15 protein-coding genes, 2 tRNA genes and 1 riboswitch are annotated in these 24471 nt (G+C 60.6%); of the genes, 15 read left to right on the plus strand and 2 right to left on the minus strand.

Annotated elements, in window-relative coordinates; genetic code table 11:
* Positions 1–5 precede the first annotated feature (5 nt).
* Complete coding sequence (locus AC1RR7_RS18045) at positions 6–770, plus strand: ABC transporter ATP-binding protein (protein WP_003227281.1); 765 nt, start codon at positions 6–8, stop codon at positions 768–770.
* 111 nt (positions 771–881) lie between these two features.
* Entirely contained in the window at positions 882–1862 is a 981-nt protein-coding gene (gene argR / locus AC1RR7_RS18050; RefSeq protein WP_273540237.1) for a transcriptional regulator ArgR, read from the plus strand.
* Positions 1863–1910: 48 nt separating this feature from the next.
* Here the strand turns inward: argR and AC1RR7_RS18055 are convergent, their stop codons facing one another.
* Positions 1911–9617, minus strand: coding sequence for a dermonecrotic toxin domain-containing protein (locus tag AC1RR7_RS18055; protein ID WP_493158090.1), 7707 nt, complete (start codon positions 9615–9617; stop codon positions 1911–1913).
* A gap of 306 nt (positions 9618–9923) precedes the next feature.
* Here AC1RR7_RS18055 and AC1RR7_RS18060 point away from each other — a divergent pair, with 306 nt between their 5' ends.
* The 7 genes from AC1RR7_RS18060 (at position 9924) to astE (ending at position 17634) form a co-directional block, all read left to right on the plus strand.
* Positions 9924–11144 (plus strand): aspartate aminotransferase family protein, encoded by a 1221-nt coding sequence (locus AC1RR7_RS18060; RefSeq protein ID WP_096818105.1) that lies wholly within the window; start codon positions 9924–9926, stop codon positions 11142–11144.
* A gap of 131 nt (positions 11145–11275) precedes the next feature.
* On the plus strand, positions 11276–12295 hold the full coding sequence (gene aruF, locus AC1RR7_RS18065; protein ID WP_025112905.1) for an arginine/ornithine succinyltransferase subunit alpha: 1020 nt from the start codon (positions 11276–11278) through the stop codon (positions 12293–12295).
* A gap of 51 nt (positions 12296–12346) precedes the next feature.
* Positions 12347–13372, plus strand: coding sequence for an arginine N-succinyltransferase (astA, locus tag AC1RR7_RS18070; protein ID WP_096818101.1), 1026 nt, complete (start codon positions 12347–12349; stop codon positions 13370–13372).
* Positions 13369–14838: a succinylglutamate-semialdehyde dehydrogenase gene (gene astD / locus AC1RR7_RS18075; protein ID WP_176504809.1), complete on the plus strand. Its 1470-nt coding sequence runs from the start codon at positions 13369–13371 to the stop codon at positions 14836–14838. Before astA ends, astD begins: the two co-directional genes overlap by 4 nt.
* 73 nt (positions 14839–14911) lie before the next feature.
* On the plus strand, positions 14912–16258 hold the full coding sequence (gene astB / locus AC1RR7_RS18080; RefSeq protein WP_493158091.1) for an N-succinylarginine dihydrolase: 1347 nt from the start codon (positions 14912–14914) through the stop codon (positions 16256–16258).
* A 62-nt stretch (positions 16259–16320) separates the two neighbouring features.
* A complete protein-coding gene (locus AC1RR7_RS18085) occupies positions 16321–16611 on the plus strand; it encodes a topoisomerase II (RefSeq protein WP_102621065.1) in 291 nt (96 codons plus the stop codon).
* 12 nt (positions 16612–16623) lie between these two features.
* A complete protein-coding gene (astE, locus tag AC1RR7_RS18090; protein WP_102621027.1) occupies positions 16624–17634 on the plus strand; it encodes a succinylglutamate desuccinylase in 1011 nt (336 codons plus the stop codon).
* A 45-nt stretch (positions 17635–17679) separates the two neighbouring features.
* Here the strand turns inward: astE and AC1RR7_RS18095 are convergent, their stop codons facing one another.
* Positions 17680–18189: a 6,7-dimethyl-8-ribityllumazine synthase gene (locus tag AC1RR7_RS18095; protein WP_011335530.1), complete on the minus strand. Its 510-nt coding sequence runs from the start codon at positions 18187–18189 to the stop codon at positions 17680–17682.
* Between the two features lie 102 nt (positions 18190–18291).
* Positions 18292–18463: riboswitch (FMN riboswitch) on the minus strand.
* 197 nt (positions 18464–18660) lie between these two features.
* Here AC1RR7_RS18095 and ltaE point away from each other — a divergent pair.
* From ltaE to AC1RR7_RS18125, 6 genes are all read left to right on the plus strand, one after another.
* On the plus strand, positions 18661–19665 hold the full coding sequence (gene ltaE / locus AC1RR7_RS18100; RefSeq protein ID WP_493158092.1) for a low-specificity L-threonine aldolase: 1005 nt from the start codon (positions 18661–18663) through the stop codon (positions 19663–19665).
* A gap of 146 nt (positions 19666–19811) precedes the next feature.
* Positions 19812–22430 (plus strand): alanine--tRNA ligase, encoded by a 2619-nt coding sequence (alaS, locus tag AC1RR7_RS18105; protein WP_493158093.1) that lies wholly within the window; start codon positions 19812–19814, stop codon positions 22428–22430.
* Between the two features lie 90 nt (positions 22431–22520).
* Positions 22521–23762, plus strand: a complete 1242-nt coding sequence (locus tag AC1RR7_RS18110; protein WP_096818090.1) for an aspartate kinase — start codon at positions 22521–22523, stop codon at positions 23760–23762.
* Between the two features lie 187 nt (positions 23763–23949).
* Complete coding sequence (gene csrA / locus AC1RR7_RS18115) at positions 23950–24138, plus strand: carbon storage regulator CsrA (RefSeq protein WP_002554426.1); 189 nt, start codon at positions 23950–23952, stop codon at positions 24136–24138.
* A gap of 62 nt (positions 24139–24200) precedes the next feature.
* A tRNA-Ser gene (locus AC1RR7_RS18120) sits at positions 24201–24291 on the plus strand.
* 107 nt (positions 24292–24398) lie between these two features.
* Positions 24399–24471: transfer RNA gene (locus AC1RR7_RS18125), tRNA-Arg, on the plus strand.

The raw sequence follows: 24471 nt of genomic DNA on the forward strand, positions 1-24471 counted from the left end.
ACCGCATGTACAAACTTGAAGTCCAAGACCTGCATAAACGCTATGGCAGTCACGAAGTGCTCAAGGGCGTTTCCCTGAAAGCGGCCGCCGGCGATGTGATCAGCATCATCGGCTCCAGTGGCTCCGGCAAAAGTACTTTCCTGCGCTGCATCAACCTGCTCGAGCAGCCGCACGCGGGCAAGATCCTGCTCAACAATGAAGAGTTGAAGCTGGTGGCGAACAAGGACGGCGCGCTGAAAGCCGCTGATCCGAAACAGCTGCAACGCATGCGTTCGCGCCTGTCGATGGTGTTCCAGCACTTCAACCTGTGGTCGCACATGACCGCGCTGGAAAACATCATGGAAGCGCCCGTTCACGTGCTGGGCGTGTCCAAGGCCGAAGCCCGCGAGAAAGCCGAGCACTACCTGAACAAGGTCGGCGTGGCCCATCGTAAAGACGCGTTCCCGGGGCACATGTCCGGTGGCGAGCAGCAGCGTGTGGCAATTGCCCGTGCGTTGGCGATGGAACCGGAAGTGATGCTGTTCGACGAACCGACTTCGGCCCTCGACCCGGAACTGGTCGGCGACGTGCTGAAAGTCATGCAGGCCCTCGCTCAGGAAGGCCGGACCATGGTGGTGGTGACCCACGAAATGGGCTTCGCCCGTGAAGTGTCGAACCAGTTGGTGTTCCTGCACAAAGGCGTCGTGGAAGAAAGCGGCAACCCGCGTGAAGTGCTGGTCAATCCGCAGTCGGAACGTTTGCAACAATTCCTCTCGGGCAGCCTCAAGTAATCGCTCCCGTTATGCACCAAATTAGGTCATGCTGCGCAGCGCGCCAGATGGTCTAATTTGGTTGCAGCCGATTTCGGTTTTTCCCTCTGTTTACGTTTCGGATCGCCCGCCATGACTGCCCATCGAATTGGTTTCCTGATTTGGCCCAGCACTAAAGCTCTGACTTTGGCGCTGGCAGAGGAGGCCTTGCGTGTTGCCCAGCGTGTGCATCCGGACGTGGTTTACGAATTGTCGTTCCTGCAAGCCGAGCCACCGCTTGAAGGCGAATGGCAACTGCCCGGCGAACCTTGGGCCGGCAAGCTCGAAAACTTCCAGAAACTGTTCCTGCTCGCCGATGAGCCGCCGACCACACTGGCGCCGGCACTCAGCAGCGCGCTGAAACAACTGGTGCGCGCCGGTTGTGTGATCGGCGGTCTGTCGGCCGGTGTGTATCCGTTGGCGCAACTCGGTCTGCTCGACGGTTATCGCGCTGCTGTGCACTGGCGTTGGCAGGACGACTTCGCCGAACGCTTCCCGAAAGTCATCGCCACCAGCCATCTGTTCGATTGGGATCGCGATCGCCTGACAGCGTGCGGCGGCATGTCGGTACTCGATTTGTTGCTGGCGGTGCTGGCCCGTGATCACGGTGCTGAACTGGCCGGTGCAGTTTCCGAAGAACTGGTGGTCGAGCGCATCCGTGAAGGTGGCGAGCGTCAGCGCATTCCATTGCAGAACCGTCTCGGCTCCAGCCATCCGAAGCTCACCCAGGCGGTGTTGCTGATGGAAGCCAACATCGAAGAACCGCTGACCACCGACGAAATCGCCCAGCACGTGTGCGTGTCCCGTCGCCAGCTGGAGCGGATCTTCAAGCAATACCTCAACCGCGTGCCGAGCCAGTACTACCTGGAACTGCGCCTGAACAAGGCCCGGCAGATGTTGATGCAGACCAGCAAGTCGATCATTCAGATCGGCCTGTCCTGCGGTTTCTCCTCGGGGCCGCATTTCTCCAGCGCCTATCGCAACTTCTTCGGCGCCACGCCACGGGAAGACCGCAACCAGCGGCGCAGCAGCAGTCCGTTCGAACTGTCGTCGGTGCCGCCAGAGCGCGGTTGATCCGCTGCCAGCGACGCCATGGCTTTGGCTGCCATGGCGCTGTCTCGGTCAGTCTTCGATTTCCAGATCAGGCCTCATTTCCGGCAGTCTCGGCGTACCGTCGATGCCGGCAACGTTCAGGTTGTTACCCGTTTCCAGGTAGTAAGCCCGTACCCGGGCCAGGCTTTGGGGTGACAGTGGATTGTTGTGCAGGTCATAGCGGTCACCGACTGTCGCGGGCACATCCATAATTTCTTCCGGTATGTCAGTGATCGCATTGCCGGACAGGTCAAGCTCGTTCCAGTGCAGGTTTTCCAGCGTCCCTTTCGGTATCTCGGTGATCCCGGTATCGCTCAAATCCAGATCGGTCAGGGAGTGCAGGTTGCTGACGTCCGGCGTCAGCCCCAGTGGGTTGTCGCGCAGATTGAGCACTTCGAGGTTGTCCATTCCCGCCAGTGCCGCGACTGACTCGGGCGTCAGGCTGATCTCGCAGTCCGGCAGGCTCAGCGCCGTCAGTCGGTTCATGGTGAAAATATCCTTGGGAATATCGCCCAGATTGCATTCGCGAATGGCCAGGCTGTCGAGGCCGGGAAAGGCTTCGAGGAAGCGACCGAGGCGTGATGAGTGGCCGTCACCCACCAGAAACAGGTCCGGCACGTAGGGGAATGGGGCGCCCAGTGTTGGCAGTTCGCCGATGAAACTCACGGTATGGCTGAACCCGTAACTGTCGAGACTTGAATCCTCGATCGGGATCTTGCGCCAGCAGGTCAGCAGCGCTTCGGCGAACTGTGAGCGCAGTTGCTCCTGTCGCAATCGTGCGGTTTCCGACAGTGGCTGGCCGTTGAGCGGATTCGCCGGAATGTCGTCGCTCCAATGGGCGAGGCTGCGGGTGAGATCACTCAGCGCCGTTTCCCGACGTGCCACTTCCTGGCGACCGTCGGCCAACGTTCCGCTCAGGCGATAGAAGAAGGTGCTGGCCTGTTCGTTGTCCATCGCGGGGTACAGCGTTTGCACCCGTGCGCGATCCGCCTCATCGGCAAGTACACCGAGATCACCGCCGGTGCGCCTGAAGTAGTCTTTGACCCGTTCACGAGTCGCAGGGGTCAGGGGGTTGTTGCCGAAGTCGTAGCCATTGCCGGTTTCCGCCGGCAAGTTGAAAACTTCGTCTGGAATCTCACTGATGCGATTGTTGTTGAGGATGACGATTTCCAGCTCCGGATGATTGATCATCCCGATGGGTACCTCGGCAATCGCGGTACCGGCCAGATCGAGAAAATCCAGTGCCGGCAGGGAACGGATGTCCGGAGCCAACCCCAGCGGATTGTTGTACAGATCGAGTTTCTTCAAGCGCGTCAACGAAGCAAGAGTGGCGCGACCTTTGGTATCCAGCACCACCGCGCAGTTGCTCAGTACGAGACTTTCCAGGGCAGGCATGCGCCGGAATGAATCCGGCATTTGTTGCAAGCCCAGGTCGCGCAGTTCCAGGGTTTTCAGCCCTGTGAAAGCGCCGAAGAATCCGTCGCCGGCACGCAGTTGGGCATTGCCGGTGATCGACAGCGTAGTGACATGGCTGAAGTCTGCGCTCAGTGCCGGAAGTTCGCCGATGAAGGGGAGATTGAGAACCAGCCTGTCCGGTCGCACCTCGGGTTGGGCTGTTGAGCGGGCGCGCCAGAACGCTTGCAGATCCCGGCGATACTGATCGCGGCCGGAGCGCTCAACGACGTTGTCCTCGGCTGTGAGCAGTGCGCCAGTTGACGGATGTTGATCGGGCGTCTCCTCGACCCAGCGGTTAAGCGTCGCCTCCAGCTGTTGCCATTCCGTTTCCCACTGACCGATTCGAAGGCGGCCGTGATCAATCGTCCCCGGCAGCAGATACAACAATCGACTGGCTTGATCGGTATCCAGCGCGGGAAACAGCGCGAGCACGCGCTCGATATCAGCCTGCGGCATCGATACCCCGAAGTTTTGCCGGTTGCGCTGGTAGCTTGCCTTGATACGTTCGCGCGTGGCGGGGGACAACGGGTTTTCGCCAAGGATGAATTGGTTGGGCGAAAGCACGGGCAGGTCGAACAGGCTGTCGGGCAGTTCGCTGATCCGGTTGTGATCGAAGTTGGCCATGATCAGTGTCGGGTGTTCGACCAGGCCTTCCGGCAGGTGGGTGATTCCGGTGTCGATCAGGCGCACATGGGTCAACGCCGGCAATCCCTTCAACTCCGGTGTAGCGCCCAACGGGTTATGGCTCAGGTTGAGGAACTGTAATCGGGTCAGCGATGACAGGCGAGCCTGGGTTTCATCCGTCATGACCAGCTCGCAATACTCCAGCACCAGCCGTTCCAGCGAAGGCATGCGCTCGCAAGCCTCTGGCAGGTGCTCCAGTTTGAACTCGTGCAGTTCCAGATGACGCAAGCCGGTAAAGGATGAAAGGAAGGCATCGGCGCCGCTCAGGGTAGGGTTGCCGTCGAGGGTCAGTTCGGCGATATGACTGAAGTCTGCCGACAGCACGGGCAACTCGCCGACAAAGGGCAGATCCGTGATCAGCACATTGCCTCGTTCTGTGGGTTTCTCGGTAAACCGGAAGCGCCACAGTTCTTCGATCCGCTGAGCGAACAGTCGTCTGTTCGCCTGCATCACGAAGATCTGCCGTGGATTGAGTAACTGCCCCGTGGTCGGGTGAATGCTCGGCCCTGCCGCAGCCCATTGCGCAAGGTCGGCGTTCAGTTGACGGATTTCTGCCTGCCAGTGCCGCAGTTGGCTTCGGCTATTCTCCAGTGAGCCCGGCAAACTGTAGAACACATCGCTGGCGTCCTGCACGTCGAGGTCGGGAAACAGCTGCTGGGTGGTTTCGATATCGGCCGCGTCGGCGAGGACGGCGAAATCCTGGCCGGTTTCACGGCAGTACTGTTTGATCCTTTCTCGAGTGGCGAGGGTCAGCGGGTTGTTCGACAGGTCGTAGCCATCACCGGCCTGGGCCGATAGCTCAAAAAGAGCCTCGGGCAATTCGGTGATCTGGTTTTCACTGAGGATCGCGGTCTTGAGGGTTGGGTGATCGATCAGACCGGGCGGGATTTCCAGCAGGCCCGTACGCGACAGGTCAAGGTAGGACAGCGTGTTCAGGGTTTGCAGGTCGGGCACCAGATCCAGCAGATTGCGTGGCAGTTCCAGTGACTCGAGTTTCGACATGGCAGCAAGCGCCGTCAGCGACTCGGCGTTGAATCTCACCCCGCAGTTGTCCAATACCAGTACTTCCAGCATTGGCAGTCCGGTGAGGGTTTGGGTCAATTGATCAAGCTCGCCATTGCGTAAAAACAAGCGCTTGAGTCGGGGGAAGCTTCTGAGGAATGGCGCGTTGCCGCGCAGGCCTTTGTTGCCGTTGAGGGTCAGCGCGGTGATGTGGTTGAAGTCAGCGCTCATTTCCGGCAGGTCGCCGATGAACGTGGCCTCGGCAGTGAAGATATCGGCCCTTGCGTGCGGGTGGATTCTCGAGCGGTGACGCCAAAGCTGTTGCAATTTGCCGGCGAAAGTCTCGCGTGCGTCTTGCTCGGTGAAGCGCTCGTTGGCCTCCAGTGTTGTGCCGCTGTCCGGGTCGCGGTCTGGAATGTCTCGGGCCCAGCGAGTCAGATCATTGCTCAGCGTAGTTATCTCGGTTTCCCACGCCGTCAATTGCAAGCGGCCCTGAACCAGTGAGCCGGGCAAGCGATAAATCAGGCTGCTGGCCTGGCCTTCGTCGACGTCCGGAAACAGTGCTCGGGTACGGACGATATCGGCCTGTTCGGCGCGAACGCCGAAATTGAGGCCCGTACGAGTGAAATAGGTTTTCACACGCTCGCGCGCGGCGGCGGAGAGCGGGTTGCCGGAAAAATCGTATCCGGCTCCGGCAGTGGGTGAGAACTCGAACAGCGCTGCGGGCAGCGTGGTGATTTGGTTGTCGGTCAGCCAGGCGCTCCTGATCTGCGGGTGATCGATCAAGCTGACGGGCACTTCGGCAATTCCGGTGCGCGACAGGTTGAGGTAGGTCAGCGAAGGCATGAAGGTCACGTCGAAGCTCGGTCCCAGCGGGTTGTCCTTCAGATCCAGCTCCACCAGTTCGTTGAGTGATGTCAGCAGCGCCTGGTTTTCCGGGGTCAGGGTGATTCCACATTTACGCAGCCGCAATTGGCGCAGAGCGGGCATGACCGAGATGCCTTGCGGCAGGTTGTGCAGGTCAAAGTTCTGCAGGTCGAGACGGGCCAATCGAGGGAAGCGACCTATGAAAGTCTCGATGCCTGCGGATGTTCCGCTGCCGCTCAATTCCAGGCTGATGACATGGCTGAAGTCAGCCGTCAGCACCGGCAGATCGCCCAGCAGCGGTTCGATAAAACGCATGCGGTAGCCAAAGCGTTCCGGGGTTTCCCGGCGCCAGCAACTGAGCAGGGTTCGGGCAAAAACCTGTCGATCGCGAGCCGCCGCTGCTCGTCGTGCCAGGGAAAGTGGCAGACCGGTTGCTGGATCGATCCGCACTTCCCTGAACCGCCATTGATCAAGGCTGTTTTCAAGGTTCGAATATTCGAGTCGAAGACGCGACAGCTCGGCAATCGGATTCTCCAGATGGCTTTGCAGGTGTTGCACCATTGCCCGTTGACCGTCCTGGGTGATGCCGGGAAAAACATCGCGCACCCGCGTTTCCAGGGTTGGGGGTGCCTCGTCGGCCGACACATTACGTGCGTAACCGTCTGTACCCAGCAGACGCAAGGTATCGACGCCAGATGCCGGCACAGATGCGTCCATCGATGTCAGACGCAGGTTGGCACGGGGCAGGGGATTGTCGCGAATGAGCTGGCGGAGTTTTTGGCTTTCACCAATTTGCAGATTCAATGCCTGGCGCTGGGCATCGGGCAAGGCTTGCACCACGCTGGTGTAGAAATCCGTCGGGCCGTGCAGTTCCAGTCCGGCCTGGTCGAACGGTTGCCAGGTGCCATCGGCCCGGCGCACCAGAACTTTCTCGATGGCCGCACCCACAGGGCCGGTGGTGTCGAGCCTGTTCCCTGCAAACGACTGGTTGCGGACTTCGAGACTCACCGCGTCTGACCAACCCGGCAACAGCGGCAGACTGTGCAGTGCCAGGGTTTCGGAATCCGGGTTGTGCACCGAATCGATTTCCAGTCCTTCATAGGCACGGGTGATCCGCAATTCGTGCAGGGCGTTTTCAGAGAGTCGCTGCTGACGCTCTGCAAACGCGCCTTCGCCCAGTTGCAGCAGCTCGGTGCCGGTAGCGGTGAGAACGAGTTCTTCGGTGATCCTGACGGGCAGTTGCGGTACGTGCCGTGCCACTTGTTTCACCAGCGGGGCATCGTGATGCTGGAGTGACTGATAGCGTTGTTCGAACAGGGCAGGGCGCTGCTGTTCTGCGATCTGCGCGAGCCGGATCCTGAGTTGACGACTGCGTACCTCGAGGGCGATTTTCTGCCCGAACTCTTCATTGAGCAGGGCGTGGACTTCGGCTTCGCCGAGGGTTTGCAGCAAAGTCTTGAGCAGGTCGCTATCGATAAGCCGGTCAGCGTGAATGTCTGTCAGGGGGAGCTGCGCATTGTCGGAGGACTGCCAGACCGTTTCGCCCAAGGCATTGATCAGGCGCAGCCGTTTGGTGTCCGGCCACAAGCCCTGCTCGTTGAGCAATTGAAGCTGGATCAACGGATCGGCCTTGCGATAAATCGCTGGATCGTCGCTGGTCAGTTGCTCGATGAACGTCTGCAGATCCTGATCGATCCTGAAGCGCTCGATGGTGTCGGCCAGCAACGGTGGCACGCGCTCCTGATTCACGTGCATCTTGCGCAGGCCGCCTTCGGTGTAGCCGCTGACTTGAAGTATTCGCTCGCGCCGGGCCGGGGCGAACGGTTCCATGCGCGGGCCGATACGTCGCAGCACGGTGGCGCTGTCCCACTGCAGCGGGTTTTCCAGTTCGGTATGAAACGCCCCTTCGCCGTTATGCCGCACGATCGGTTCATAGGCATCGGTGCGCGCCGGGTGTTCGATCCGCAACTTGCCGGGTGTCTCGTGATCGTTGACGACGAAGTGCGCCTGCTCCAGCGGGAGCAGTTTTTTACCCTGATGCCAGTGCAAGCCTTGCGCGTCGGGTGTGGAGCCAGCCGCAGGCACGATGTCGCGGGCGTAGCTTTGCAGATCCGGCTTCCAGTACAGGGTTTTGCCGTTGCGCAGTTTCACCGGCTGGAAGCGATCCATGAACGCCACCACCTCGGCCGGCAACACCTTGGGCAATTCGGCCATGGCGATACTGGTACCGATCCCGAAAGCGCCGAGCTGGATTAGCGATTCGAGTGCTGCGAAGAAATGTTCGCAGGCTTCGGTCGTTTGAGCTTCAGTCCAGTCGATGACCGATTCAAAGACCTCATCGAGCAGTTGGTAAGCGATGTACGCCATCATCATTTCGCCCAGAAACGGTACGAACGGCAAAACGACGAACGCGGCAATTTCCAGGATCGACGCCGCGACACTGACAAATGAATCCCAGCGCCTCCAGCGTGCATTGCGATCGACCATTGCGGTTGGAACTGCAATCACCGCCCCATCGTTGAGGATCTTGTTCAGCTTGCCCTGATAAAGATGTTCCCAAAGATCGCCGACGATGGGCGTGACAGCGAGTTGCAGGTCAGGCTTTTCGATGGGCGTCTCGCGCCAGGACGGCAATTGACTGCCGACCTGGGGCGGGTGCCATTTCACTTCGCTCAGGCGTTGCTTGAGCTGGCCGAAGAATTGTCCACGCTGCTCATGAGCGATGAAGCGGCTGAAGAATCGTTGATAGTCGGCCCCGCGCAATTGCCGGATCAGTTCTTTTGCGAGGTCTGCGGTGGAACGGTATTCCTTGATCGAATGCTCCGGGTCATCCGGTAAGTAAGCCACCACACTGACTGTGGTTTTCGCGCGTTCGAGGTCTGGCGCAAATATCACGATCCCGGTCAGGGCGACCGACATCATCGTCAGGTCGTGGCACCGCATTGGCTGGCCGTTCATCGATACGGTGGTTGCGCCATCCAGCAGGCTTTCAATCGACAGCAGATTCGCTTCACTGATATCGCCCTTCATCCGGGCCATCTTCAGTGCGACTCGCAGTGCGTTTTTTTGCGTCGCGTTGACTTTGTGTCTCAGCACAGCAGCCGTCACCGGATTGGAGATCGCGAGGTTTTCCTCGAGATAGATTTTGTAGCGGGTGCCGATATCCAGCTCCCGGCACAGGCGGGTAAAGGCCTGGATACCGGGTTTCGCATTGAGCGGCGCCAGCGTTTCGAATTGCCCCGTCGCCGACGGGCGGGTGATGAACGAGGAGCCGCTGGCATACGCCCCGGCTTCTGTTTCGCCAACCTCAAAGTTATGCAGCGCCGCCTCCAGCAGAGACACCGTCCACGTCCGGGTGCCGGTGGTCATGCCAGCCGCTGTGACGGGGATATACAACTGCAAAAAGGTTTCCCTGACATTCACGTCCAGGTCGAAGCGCGACTTCAGCGCCTCGGTCAGCAGAGGCTCGGCGAAGGTGCTGGCGTTTTGCACGCGGTCGAGCATTTGATCGACAGCATTTTGTGCCGTCATGTGCTGGGTGATGGCGTTTCTGAGGGCGTCGTGCTGCGATCGCGGGGCTGACTTGAGCGAGTCGGTGAGGGTGCGACGGCTGTTCTTCAATGCAGAGCGCCGGGCGGGTGAGGCCTTGCCCAGCCATTCGGGGATCGCTTTGGCCAGCGGTTCATAGTGAGAAGCGGGGTTGAGCGATTGCCCGGTGGTGGAAGACATCGTTGGCGTCCTTGAGCGTCGATAAGGAGCTCAAGCAGAGCAAAATGCGGTCGCCGCCAAGTGGTACATATGTACGACAGGCATCGCCTTCGTAATTGATAAGCTCGCAGGAGTGCTGCAATGGCCGGCGGCAGTTTAAACTGCGCCTTTGCGACGCTATATGTCGCATTGCCGTAAACCCGGGAAAATCCGGGGTTTGCGCTATAAGAAGTTGTCGCTTGGCGGCAAGGCCGGGCTGAAAACTGTCCTTACAATCCCCCCATCGCTCGCCAGTTTCAGGCGGGTGGCCCTCATCAGGAGACTCCGATGTCCGTTGAGCACGCTGCGGTACAACGCGCCGATTTCGACCAGGTTATGGTTCCCAACTACGCGCCTGCCGCTTTCATTCCGGTGCGTGGCGCCGGTTCCCGCGTCTGGGACCAGGCCGGCCGCGAGCTGATCGACTTCGCCGGCGGCATCGCCGTCAACGTATTGGGCCATGCGCATCCGGCGCTGGTCGGTGCCTTGACCGAGCAAGCCAACAAGCTGTGGCACGTGTCCAACGTGTTCACCAACGAACCGGCCCTGCGCCTGGCGCACAAGCTGATCGACGCCACCTTTGCCGAGCGCGTGTTCTTCTGCAACTCCGGCGCTGAAGCCAACGAGGCTGCTTTCAAGCTGGCCCGTCGCGTTGCGTTCGATCGTTTTGGCACCGAGAAGTACGAAATCATCGCTGCGCTCAACAGCTTCCACGGCCGTACTCTGTTCACCGTGAACGTCGGTGGCCAGTCGAAGTACTCCGACGGTTTCGGCCCGAAAATCACCGGCATCACCCACGTGCCGTACAACGATCTGGCGGCACTGAAAGCCGCTGTTTCGGACAAGACCTGCGCGGTCGTTCTGGAACCGATCCAGGGCGAGGGCGGCGTACTGCCGGCCGAGCTGGCTTACCTGCAAGGTGCCCGTGAACTGTGCGACGCGAACAACGCGCTGCTGGTGTTCGACGAAGTGCAGACCGGCATGGGCCGCACCGGCAACCTGTTCGCCTACCAGCATTACGGTGTGGTTCCGGACATTCTGACCAGCGCCAAGAGCCTGGGCGGCGGTTTCCCGATCGCGGCGATGCTGACCACCGAAGCGCTGGCCAAGCACCTGGTCGTCGGCACGCACGGCACCACTTATGGCGGCAACCCGCTGGCGTGCGCCGTGGCCGAAGCGGTGATCGACGTGATCAACACCCCTGAGGTGCTGAACGGCGTCAACGCCAAGCACGACAAGTTCAAGACCCGCCTGCAACAGATCGGCGAGAAGTACGGCCTGTTCACCCAGGTGCGTGGCCTCGGTCTGCTGATCGGTTGCGTGCTGAGCGATGCCTGGAAAGGCAAGGCCAAGGACATCTTCAACGCCGCTGAAAAAGAAGGCCTGATGATTCTGCAGGCCGGCCCGGACGTGATCCGTTTCGCCCCGAGCCTGGTGGTTGAAGACGCGGATATCGACGCTGGTCTGGATCGCTTCGAACGTGCTGCAGCGAAACTGACCCAAGCCTGATTCATGCAAGACCGCCCGGCGCCTGTCGTTATCGGCAGGCGCCGGGACAATTTTCCTGTGCCGGGCCTGCCCGGCATTTTTTTCCCGAGGCGGCGCTTTCGCCGACCTGAAGTAGAGAAAGGAGTGACACCATGCTGGTGATGCGCCCCGCGCAAATGGCTGATCTGGGCGAGGTACAGCGTCTGGCTGCGGACAGCCCGATTGGTGTCACTTCCTTGCCGGATGACGTGGAACGCCTGAGCGACAAGATCGCCGCGAGCGAAGCCTCGTTTGCCGCCGAAGTGAGCTTCAACGGTGAAGAGAGTTACTTCTTCGTCCTTGAAGACACTGCCACCGGCAAACTGGTGGGCTGTTCGGCGATCGTCGCTTCGGCCGGTTATTCCGAGCCGTTCTACAGCTTTCGCAACGAGACCTTCGTGCATGCCTCCCGCGAGCTGAAGATCCACAACAAGATCCACGTGCTCTCGCAATGCCACGACCTGACCGGCAACAGTCTGCTGACCAGTTTCTACGTGCAGCGCGAGCTGGTAGGTTCGCCTTGGGCCGAACTCAACTCCCGTGGCCGTCTGCTGTTCGTCGCCAGCCACCCGGAGCGGTTCGCCGATTCGGTGGTGACCGAGATCGTCGGTTATAGCGACGAGAACGGCGACTCACCGTTCTGGGACGCCATCGGTCGCAACTTCTTCGACTTGAACTACGCCGAGGCCGAGCGTCTGTGTGGCCTGAAAAGCCGCACGTTCCTCGCCGAACTGATGCCGCATTACCCGATCTACGTGCCGCTGCTGCCGGACTCCGCTCAGGAAGCGATGGGCCAGGTTCACCCGCGTGCGCAGATCACCTTCGACATCCTGATGCGCGAAGGCTTCGAGACCGATCACTACATCGACATTTTCGACGGCGGCCCGACCCTGCATGCACGTGTCTCGGGGATCCGTTCGATCGCCCAGAGCCGTGTGGTGCCGGTGAAGATCGGCGAGCCGGTCAAAGGTGCCGGGCGCCAGTATCTGGTGGCCAATGCCCAGTTGCAGGATTACCGCGCGGTATTGCTGGAACTGGATTACGCGCCGGGCAAACCGGTGACCCTGGATCTGGAAGCGGCCGAAGCCCTGGGCGTCGGTGAAGGTGCCAGCGTGCGCCTGGTGGCGGTTTAACGCCTTAGCGAGTTTCACGGGTGGCCACGGCGGCCCGTTTGAGGAGATAGCATGATTGTTCGTCCCGTACGCAGCAGCGATTTGTCCGCTCTGATCGACCTGGCCCGCAGCACCGGCACCGGCCTGACCACGTTGCCGGCCAACGAAGAGCGCCTGACCCACCGGGTCGGCTGGGCCGAGAAGACCTTTCGCGGTGAAGCCGGCCGTGGCGACGCGGACTACCTGTTCGTGCTCGAAGACGACAACGGTCGCGTGGTGGGGATTTCCGCCATCGCCGGCGCCGTCGGTCTGCGCGAGCCTTGGTACAACTTCCGCGTCGGGCTGACCGTCAGCGCCTCGCAGGAGCTGAACATCTATCGCGAGATCCCGACGCTGTTCCTGGCCAACGACCTGACCGGCAACTCCGAACTGTGCTCGCTGTTCCTGCACGCCGACTACCGCACCGGCCTCAACGGTCGCATGCTGTCCAAGGCGCGGATGCTGTTCATCGCCGAATTCCCGCAGCTGTTCGGCAACAAGATCATTGCCGAGATGCGCGGTGTGTCGGATGAAGCCGGCCGTTCGCCGTTCTGGGAAAGCCTGGGCCGTCACTTCTTCAAAATGGAATTCAGCCAGGCCGATTACCTGACCGGCGTCGGCAACAAGGCGTTCATCGCCGAACTGATGCCGAAATTCCCGCTGTACACCTGCTTCCTGTCGCCGGACGCGCGCAACGTCATCGGCCAGGTGCACCCGGACACCGAGCCGGCGCTGGCGATGCTCAAGAGCGAAGGTTTCAGCTATCAGGGCTATGTCGACATCTTCGATGCCGGCCCGGCCATCGAGTGCGAGACCAGCAAGATCCGCGCAGTGCGTGACAGCGAGGCGCTGGTGCTGGCCATCGGCACGCCGGGCGAAGACGCCACGCCGTTCATCATCCATAACCGCAAACGCGAAGACTGCCGCATCACGGCTGCGCCGGCCCGTCTGGCCGCCGGCACGCTGGTGGTCGATCCGCTGACCGCCAAACGTCTTCAACTCAACGCTGGCGATCAGGTTCGCGCCGTGGCGTTGTCCGCTGCTCGGGAGTCGAAATAATGAATTCGCTATACATCGCAGGTGAGTGGCTGGCCGGTCAGGGCGAGGCCTTTCAATCGCTGAACCCGGTGACCCAGCAAGTGCTGTGGTCGGGGGAGGGTGCCACCGCCGCTCAGGTCGAGTCGGCCGTGCAGGCTGCGCGTCAGGCGTTCCCGGGCTGGGCCCGTCGTACCCTGGAAGATCGCATCAGCGTGCTCGAGGCTTTCGCCGCCGCGCTGAAAAACCACGCCGACGAGCTGGCCCGCACCATCGGTGAGGAAACCGGCAAACCGCTGTGGGAAGCTGCGACCGAAGTCACCAGCATGGTCAACAAGATCGCGATCTCGGTGCAAAGCTACCGCGAACGTACTGGCGAGAAGAGCGGCCCATTGGGCGACGCCACCGCCGTGTTGCGCCACAAGCCCCACGGCGTGGTAGCGGTGTTCGGCCCTTACAACTTCCCTGGGCATTTGCCGAACGGCCACATCGTGCCGGCGCTGCTGGCCGGTAACAGCGTGCTGTTCAAGCCAAGCGAGCTGACGCCGAAAGTCGCCGAGCTGACGGTCAAGTGCTGGATCGAAGCCGGTCTGCCGGCCGGCGTGCTGAACCTGCTGCAAGGCGCCCGTGAAACCGGGATCGCTCTGGCGGCGAATCCGGGCATCGACGGTCTGTTCTTCACCGGTTCGAGTCGTACCGGCAATCACCTGCACCAGCAGTTTGCCGGTCGTCCGGACAAGATCCTCGCGCTGGAAATGGGCGGCAACAACCCGCTGGTGGTCGATCAGGTCGCTGACCTCGATGCGGCGGTATACACGATCATTCAATCGGCGTTCATTTCCGCCGGTCAGCGTTGCACCTGCGCCCGTCGTCTGCTGGTGCCGCAAGGCGCGTGGGGCGACAGCCTGCTCAAGCGTCTGGTAGACGTCAGCTCGACCATCGAGGTCGGCGCGTTCGATCAGCAACCGGCGCCGTTCATGGGCTCGGTGGTTTCCCTAGGCGCAGCGAAAGCGTTGATGGATGCCCAGGCACATCTGCTGGCTAACGGTGCAGTGTCGTTGCTGGCAATGACTCAGCCACAGGCGCAGTCGGCGCTGCTGACCCCGGGCATCGTTGATGTGACGGCGGTTGCCGATCGCTCCGACGAAGAACTGTTCGGCCCGTTGCTGCAAGTGATCCGCTACGCCGATTTCGCGGCAGCGATCGCCGAAGCCAACGACACCGCTTTCGGCCTGGCCGCTGGCCTGCTGTCGGATTCCGAAGAGCGCTACCAGCAGTTCTGGCTGGAAAGCCGTGCCGGTATCGTCAACTGGAACAAACAGCTGACGGGGGCTGCGAGCAGCGCGCCGTTCGGCGGTGTCGGCGCTTCGGGCAACCACCGCGCCAGTGCCTACTACGCGGCGGATTACTGCGCGTACCCGGTGGCCTCGCTGGAAACCCCGAGCCTGGTGATGCCGGCGGCCCTGACGCCTGGCGTGAAGATGGCGTGAGGCGCGTCGCGCCTCGATTGCACTCGATTGTTATTTGATGCCTATAAAAACAGATTCTCGTGGAGCCTCGCTGATGAAATCCTTTGAAGTCAATTTTGACGGTCTAGTGGGGCCGACCCATAACTACGGTGGTCTGTCCTACGGCAACGTTGCGTCCCAGAGCAACAGCCAGCAGTCCTCGAATCCGAAGGAAGCGGCGCTGCAAGGCCTGGCGAAAATGAAAGCGCTGATGGAAATGGGCTTTCAGCAGGGCGTTCTCGCACCGCAGGAGCGTCCGGACGTGGCTGCTTTGCGCCGTCTGGGTTTCAGCGGCACCGACGCCCAGGTCATCGAGCGCGCCGCGAAAGACGCGATGCCGCTGCTGGTCGCCAGTTGCTCGGCGTCGAGCATGTGGGTGGCCAACGCCGCCACGGTCAGCCCGAGTGCCGACACCGCTGACGGTCGCGTGCATTTCACCGCCGCCAACCTGAACTGCAAATATCACCGCAGCATCGAGCACCCGACCACCAGCCGCGTGCTCGGTGCGATGTTCGCTGACCAGCAACACTTTGCTCACCACGCCGCATTGCCGGCGGTGGCGCAGTTCGGCGACGAAGGCGCGGCCAACCACACGCGTTTCTGCCGTGAGTATGGCGAGGCGGGCGTCGAGTTCTTCGTGTTCGGTCGCAGTGCGTTCGACACCCGTTACCCGGCGCCGCAAAAGTACCCGGCGCGCCAGACCCTCGAAGCCTCGCAAGCCGTTGCCCGTCTGCACGGCCTGCGTGACGAAGGCGTGGTCTACGCGCAGCAGAATCCGGCGGTGATCGATCAAGGCGTGTTCCACAACGACGTGATCGCGGTAGGCAACGGCGAGGTGCTGTTCTATCACGAGGACGCGTTCCTCGACACCGAACAGATGCTGGCCGAACTGCAAGCCAAACTGGCCAAGGTCGGCGGCAAGTTCCAGTCAGTCTGCGTGCCACGCTCGGCGGTCACCGTGGACGACGCGGTGCGTTCCTACCTGTTCAACAGCCAGTTGCTGTCGCGCCCTGATGGTTCGATGCTGCTGATCGTGCCGGAAGAGTGCCGTGGCAACGAGCGCGTGTGGAATTACCTGCAAGGCCTGACCAGCTCCGGCGGTCTGATCCGTGAAGTGAAGGTTTTCGACCTCAAGCAAAGCATGCAGAACGGCGGTGGCCCGGCGTGCCTGCGACTGCGCGTCGCGCTCAACGAAACCGAGCTGGCGGCCGTCAACCCAGGGGTTATCATGACCGCCCCGTTGTACGGTTCGTTGACCGCATGGGTTGAAAAGCACTACCGCGACCGCCTGAGCGAAAGCGATCTGGCGGACCCGCAATTGCTGCTTGAATGCCGGACGGCACTGGATGAACTGACGCAAATCCTTAAACTGGGCGCGGTTTATCCATTCCAGATCAATTGATGGCCGGCGCGCCGCCTGAACGCGGCGCGCGGCTTGTCACCCCAACAGAGCGTAAAAAAGACATGAGCGATTCCCTGCGGCTGATCCTTGAAGACACCGACGGCAAGCAACTGGAAACTTCCTGCACCCGCGTCGCGGTCATGTGGCAAGGCAAAGAGCTGTGGATCCAGCAGGACGGCCGCGGCCAACTGTTGATCGGCGTGGACGTCGAAGAAGGCGATGCTGAATACGCCAACCTGCTGTTGCGCCCATTGGCGACTAATCTGGTAAGTCTGCAGCTGGAGATGGAACCGGCCGACGTCGGCGACGACGAAGACCACGTGCACGGCCCGGATTGCAACCACGACCACTAAGGAAACCGCTCTATGCTCGCCCTCGGCAAACTGCTTGAACTGACCCTCGCCGGCCGCGAACCGGCGGAGAAGACTCAACTGACTGTCGAAGGCGTGCGCATGCGCTGGTTGAGCGAGGGTGCACTGGAAGTCCGGCCACCCGAAGCACGCGACAATGGCCTGGATCTGCTGCTGTCGGCAGGCATCCATGGCAACGAAACGGCGCCGATCGAATTGCTCGACCGGTTGCTGCATGACATCGCCCGCGGCGACTTGAAGCCGCGCGCACGCATTCTGTTCCTGTTCGGCAACCCGGAAGCGATTCGCAAGGGCGAGCGTTTCATCGAGCAGGACGTCAATCGGCTGTTCAACGGCCGTCACGAACAAAGCAGCGGTTCCGAAGCCCTGCGCGCCTGCGAGCTGGAACGCCTGGCGGCGAGCTTCTTCAGCGTGCCGGATCGTCAGCGTCTGCACTACGACTTGCACACGGCGATTCGCGGTTCGAAGATCGAGCAGTTCGCCCTGTATCCGTGGAAGGAAGGTCGCCAGCATTCCCGTCTTGAACTGTCCCGTCTGCGTGCGGCCGGCATGGAGGCGGTGCTGTTGCAGAACAAGCCGTCGATCGTGTTCAGCTCCTACACCTACGACAAGCTCGGTGCCGAGTCCTTCACCCTGGAACTGGGCAAGGCGCGGCCGTTCGGGCAGAACGCCGGGGTCAATGTGTCGCTGCTGGAAACCCGTCTGAAGCAGATCATCGAAGGCACCGAGCCGGAGATGGCCGAGCAGGGGCTGGACGGTCTGCAACTGTTCAGCGTGGCCCGGGAAATCATCAAGCACAGCGATGCGTTCCGTCTGAACCTGCCGGCGGACATCGAAAACTTTTCGGAACTGGATGTGGGTTATGTGCTGGCCGAAGACCTGGCCAATACCCGCTGGATCATCGAGGAGCAGGGCGCGCGGATCATCTTCCCCAATCCCAAGGTCAAGAACGGCCTGCGGGCGGGCATTTTGATTGTGCCGACCACTGACGAGCAGTTGGCCTGACACTGAATCTCCCCCGCGCAGCGCACGGGGGAGATCGTTATTGCATCAGACCGCTACGGCGCGCGGCTCGGTGCGGCGCAACGCACGCACTTTCTGCAGCGTATCCGCGCAAGTCTTCGCCGCTTCCTGACCCTTGTGCACGAAATGCTCGAAGAAGAACTTCTGGTGTTCTTCGCCGGCATGGAAGTGGTGCGGGGTCAGCGATACCGAGAACACCGGCACTTCGGTTTCCAGCTGAACCTGCATCAGGCCGCTGACGACCGACTGGGCGACGAATTCGTGACGGTAGATCCCGCCGTCCACCACCAGGGCGGCCGCGACGATACCGGCATAACGGCCGGTCTTGGCCAGCAGCTTGGCGTGCAGAGGCATTTCAAAGGCGCCGCCGACTTCGAAGAAATCGATGTCCGATTCCTGATAGCCCTGGGCGATCATTTCGGCGAGGAAGCCTTTACGGCTCTGGTCGACGATTTCCTTGTGCCAGCAGGCCTGGATGAACGCGACGCGCTCGCCGTGAGTGTGTTTGCTTTTGCTGTCGATAGCGGTGGGTTGCATGTTCTGACTCCTGTTTGTGTGAAAAACAGGGCGTTATGAATCGAAAGGGATTCAAGGGTACGCACGCTCGCGCGAACACGGCGGACGGCCCTTTGGCGTCAATCCCGTTCTCTCTTCATCCGGACTATGACCGTCGGCCCCGGAATCACACCGGGTCTGCTGACCTTGCCGCCGCTCACGGCTTTTGCCGTGCCCGTCACCAAGCGCTCGCGGGCTATGCGCATTGCGCGCAATTACCGCCGGTGGGGAATTGCACCCCGCCCTGAGAACGTTTCGCCACCCTTTATCGGGCGGCGCAGCGTTTTTAACACAGATTGCCGGGCTGTGCATTGCGCCTTTGTGATGATTGCCATCGGATTTTTCGAAGCGTGGAAACGACTTTTCCTTGCGCGAGGGTTGATTAATCCGCGCCATGCCCGCAGTAATTCCTCTACGAAAAGGGATTTCCCCTGCTGACTAGAGGCCAGGTTCATGAGTGTTATCGATCTTCGCAGCGACACCGTCACCCAACCGACTCCCGCCATGCTCGACGCGATGACCGCTGCGGCCACCGGTGACGATGTGTATGGCGAAGATCCGACGGTCAATCGTCTGGAAGCCGAACTGGCAAAACGGCTGGGTTTTGCTGCAGCGCTGTTCGTCCCGACTGGCACCATGAGCAACTTGCTGGGCTTGATGGCGCATTGCGAACGCGGTGACGAGTACATCGTTGGTCAGCAGGCGCACACCTACAAGTACGAGGGTGGTGGCGCAGCGGTACTCGGTTCGATCCAGCCGCAGCCGCTGGAAGTGCAGGCCGATGGCTCGCTGGACCTGGATCAGGTGGCGGCGGCGATCAAGCCTGACGACTTTCACTTCGCCCGCACCCGTCTGCTGGCGCTGGAAAACACCATGCAAGGCAAAGTGCTGCCGCTGGAGTATCTGGCCCGGGCTCGCCAGTTCACTCAGGACAACGGACTGGCCCTGCATCTGGACGGCGCGCGGCTGTACAACGCGGCGGTCAAGCTAGGGGTCGATGCCCGGGAAATCACGCAACATTTCGATTCGGTGTCGGTGTGCCTGTCCAAAGGCCTCGGCGCACCGGTCGGCTCGGTGCTGTGCGGCTCGGCCGAACTGATCGGCAAGGCGCGGCGCCTGCGCAAGATGGTCGGCGGCGGCATGCGCCAGGCCGGCTTGCTGGCTGCGGCGGGGTTGTATGCATTGGATCACCACGTCGAGCGTCTGGCGGATGATCATGCCAACGCGCAATTTCTGGCCGAAGGCCTGCGTGCGGCCGGTTTCACCGTCGAGCCGGTGCAGACCAATATGGTTTACGTGCAGATGGGCGATCGTGCCGAGGCGATCAAGGCGTTTGCCGCCGAGCGCGGGATCAAATTGAGCGCTGCCGCCCGTCTGCGGATGGTCACGCACATGGACGTCAATCGTTCGCAAATCGAGCAAGTGATCGCGACATTCGTCGAGTTTTCGCGCAAGTGACAGCGTTAGCCCCTCAATTGACCGTTTCTATCGTATAAACACGCTGTACCCCGCGCGCAGGGCCGATATAATGCGGCCCTTTGCCGTCGTTTCGTCTGTTGACGTTTCGTACAGGCCTTTGGCCGCAGCCTCCGTGGAAGAACCTAATGAAAAGCGCAGAAATCCGTGAAGCCTTCCTTCGCTTCTTCGAAGAGCAAGGCCACACCCGTGTAGCCTCCAGCTCTTTGATTCCGGGCAACGACCCAACCCTGCTGTTCACCAACGCGGGGATGAACCAGTTCAAGGACTGCTTCCTGGGCCAGGAAAAGCGCGCGTACACCCGTGCGACCAGCAGCCAGAAATGCGTGCGTGCCGGTGGCAAGAACAGCGACCTGGAAAACGTCGGTTATACCGCCCGTCACCACACCTTCTTCGAAATGCTGGGTAACTTCAGCTTCGGTGACTATTTCAAGCACGACGCGATTACCTTCGCCTGGACGTTCCTGACCGGTGTCCTGAAACTGCCGAAGGAAAAGCTCTGGGTCACCGTCTACGCCTCCGACGACGAAGCGTATGACATCTGGACCCAACAAGTCGGTGTGCCGGTCGAGCGCATGATCCGCATCGGCGACAACAAAGGCGCGCCTTACGCGTCCGACAACTTCTGGACCATGGGTGATACCGGCCCGTGCGGCCCATGCACCGAGATTTTCTACGATCACGGCGACCACATCTGGGGCGGCCCTCCGGGCTCGCCGGAAGAAGACGGTGACCGCTACATCGAGATCTGGAACAACGTGTTCATGCAGTTCAACCGCACCGCCGACGGCGTGTTGCATCCGTTGCCTGCGCCGTCGGTGGATACCGGCATGGGCCTGGAGCGGATCAGTGCGGTGATGCAGCACGTCAATTCCAACTACGAAATCGACCTGTTCAAGAACCTGCTGAGCGCATCGGCCGAAGCAATCGGCTGCGAAAATGGCGATCAGTCGTCGCTCAAGGTTGTTTCGGACCACATCCGTTCGTGCGGTTTCCTGATCGCCGACGGCGTGCTGCCGTCCAACGAAGGCCGTGGCTACGTGCTGCGCCGGATCATCCGTCGTGCCTGCCGTCACGGTAACAAGCTGGGCGCCACCGGCAGCTTCTTCTACAAGATCGTTGCAGCGCTGGTCGCCGAAATGGGCGAAGCGTTCCCGGAACTGAAGAAGCAGCAATCGAACATCGAGCGCGTGCTCAAGGCCGAAGAAGAGCAGTTCTCGAAGACTCTGGATCACGGCTTGAAGATCCTCGAGCAGGATCTGCTGGAACTCAAAGGCACCGTGGTGCCGGGTGACGTGGTGTTCAAACTCTACGACACCTACGGTTTCCCGATGGACCTGACTGCGGACATCGCTCGCGAGCGCAGCCTGACCATCGACGAAGTCGGTTTCGAACGCGAGATGGAAGCCCAGCGTGTTCGTGCACGTTCGGCCAGTTCGTTCGGTCTGGACTACAACACGCTGGTCAAGGTCGATGTGGCCACCGAGTTCACCGGTTACACCGACACCAGCGGTTCGGCGAAAATTGTCGCCATCTATAAAGATGGCCAGTCGGTCGACGTCTTGAATGAAGGCGAAGAGGCGGTGATCGTTCTGAATCAGACGCCGTTCTACGCTGAGTCCGGTGGCCAGGTGGGTGACTGCGGTTATCTGCAGGCCGGCAACAGCCGCTTCGATGTGCGCGACACCACCAAGACCGGCGGCGCGTTCCTGCACCACGGCGTGCTGGCGTCCGGCAGCCTGATCATCGGCGCGCCAGTGGAAACCCACGTGGATGCCGAGGTGCGTCATGCGACTTCGTTGAACCACTCGGCCACCCACTTGCTGCACGCTGCATTGCGTCAGGTGCTGGGTGAGCATGTTCAACAGAAAGGTTCGTTGGTTGATAGCCAGCGCCTGCGCTTCGACTTCAGCCACTTTGAAGCGATCAAGCCTGAGCAAATCAAAGCGCTGGAAGACATCGTCAACGCCGAGATCCGCAAGAACTCCGCTGTTGAAACCGAAGAAACCGACATCGAAACCGCCAAGCAGAAAGGCGCGATGGCGCTGTTCGGCGAGAAGTACGGCGACAACGTGCGCGTGCTGAGCATGGGCGGTGATTTCTCCGTCGAGCTGTGCGGCGGTATCCACGCCAACCGTACCGGCGACATCGGCCTGCTGAAAATCATCAGCGAAGGCGGTGTGGCATCGGGTGTGCGTCGTATCGAAGCGGTCACCGGCGCTGCGGCGCTGGCTTACTTGAACGCTGCTGAAGAACAACTCAAGGAAGCGGCCAGCCTGGTCAAGGGCAGCCGCGACAACCTGATCGACAAGCTGTCGGCTGTGCTGGAGCGCAACCGTGCGCTTGAAAAGCAGCTCGAGCAGTTGCAGGCCAAGGCCGCTGCTGCCGCAGGCGACGATCTGTCGGCCTCGGCCGTGGACGTCAAGGGCGTGAAGGTCCTGGCCGTGCGTCTGGATGGTCAGGACGGCAAGGCGCTGCTGGCGCTGGTCGATCAGTTGAAAAACAAACTCGGTCGCGCAGTGATCCTGCTCGGCAGTGTCCATGAGGAAAAGGTCGTACTGGTCGCTGGCGTGACCAAGGACCTGACTGGCCAACTCAAAGCCGGTGATTTGATGAAACAGGCTGCTGCGGCAGTGGGCGGGAAGGGCGGTGGTCGTCCGGACATGGCGCAGGGCGGCGGTGTCGACGCCGGCGCACTGGATGGCGCACTGGCGCTGACCGTTCCATTCGTCGAGCAGGGTTTATAAGACGGCCCGTCGGGCCCGCAGTCTAGTGGCGGGCCCGGCGGCTGTTTGAGTGATTATTGGGCGCCCTTCATGGGCAGAGGCGGCTTTGAAATGGCTTTGATCGTACAGAAATTTGGAGGCACCTCGGTCGGCACTGTCGAGAGAATCGAGCAGGTCGCCGACAAGGTTAAGAAATTCCGCGATGCCGGCGATGACCTGGTGGTTGTGCTGTCTGCAATGAGCGGCGAAACCAACCGTCTGATCGATCTGGCCAAGCAAATCAGTGGCGAAGATCAACCGGTTCCGCGTGAACTGGACGTGATCGTTTCCACCGGTGAGCAGGTGACGATTGCCCTGTTGGCCATGGCGCTGATCAAGCGCGGTGTGCCAGCGGTGTCGTACACCGGTAATCAGGTGCGGATCCTGACGGACAGTGCGCACAATAAAGCGCGTATCTTGCAGATTGATGACCAGAAGATTCGCGGCGACCTGAAGGCCGGCCGCGTGGTTGTGGTCGCCGGTTTCCAGGGCGTCGACGAGCACGGCAACATCACGACCCTGGGTCGTGGTGGTTCCGACACCACCGGCGTGGCGCTGGCCGCTGCGTTGAAGGCTGACGAATGCCAGATCTACACCGACGTCGATGGTGTCTACACCACTGACCCGCGTGTGGTATCGGTCGCTCAGCGTCTGGACAAGATCACCTTCGAAGAGATGCTGGAAATGGCCAGCCTTGGTTCCAAGGTGCTGCAGATCCGCGCGGTGGAGTTCGCCGGCAAGTACAACGTTCCGCTGCGCGTACTGCACAGCTTCAAGGAGGGTCCGGGCACCCTCATTACTATTGATGAAGAGGAAACCATGGAACAGCCGATCATATCCGGCATCGCTTTCAACCGCGATGAAGCCAAGCTGACCATCCGTGGCGTGCCAGACACCCCGGGCGTGGCGTTCAAGATTCTCGGCCCGATCAGTGCCGCGAACATCGAAGTCGACATGATCGTGCAGAACGTCGCGCACGATAACACCACCGACTTCACCTTCACCGTGCACCGCAATGACTACCAGGCCGCACAGACCGTGCTGGAAAACACCGCTCGCGAGATCGGTGCCCGTGAAGTCGTCGGCGACACCAAGATTGCCAAGGTCTCGATCGTCGGCGTCGGCATGCGTTCCCACGCAGGTGTGGCCAGCCGCATGTTCGAATCCCTGGCGAAGGAAAGCATCAACATCCAGATGATCTCGACTTCGGAAATCAAGGTTTCCGTGGTGATTGAAGAGAAGTACCTGGAACTGGCCGTGCGCGCCCTGCACACGGCTTTCGAACTGGACGCTCCGGCCCGTCAGGGCGAGTAATCCTGGTCAATGAAGGGCGCGGTCTGACCGCGCCCTTTATTTTTTGAATGGCGCGAGCCCTGAACTGTTCTTTTGCTCGCGCTGGTCAATACTCAGGCATGTAGGGCTACGATCGCTCCGGTTGTAGGTCGGGTGCCTTTTTTTTGCAGACTGTTGTCCCTGAAATGATTCGCGTGAGGAGAAAGGTATGCTGATTCTGACTCGTCGGTGCGCAGAAAGCCTGATTATCGGTGATGGCGAAATCACCGTGACCGTGCTCGGCGTCAAAGGAAATCAAGTGCGTATCGGCGTCAACGCCCCGAAAGAGGTCGCCGTGCACCGTGAGGAAATCTACCTGCGTATAAAGAAAGAGAAGGACGAAGAACCAAGTCATTAATTTTTATTGATTTTTATGTTTGCAAACGGGGAAAAGGTTGGTTAAGATACGCCCCGTGTTGCGGAGAGCTGGCCGAGTGGCCGAAGGCGCTCCCCTGCTAAGGGAGTACACCTCACAAGGGTGTCGGGGGTTCGAATCCCCCGTTCTCCGCCATTATTTGCTTAGTACGTTGTAATCTGGCTTTTTCTGTAAGTTGTTGAAATTTATAGAAAAAGTGGTTGGAATAGAGATTAGACGGGCTATAATGCGGCGCAACAAATGCACTCGTAGCTCAGCTGGATAGAGTACTCGGCTACGAACCGAGCGGTCACAGGTTCGAATCCTGTCGAGTGC

It is taken from the genome of Pseudomonas sp. GW821-FHT11G12 (genome assembly GCF_058808055.1).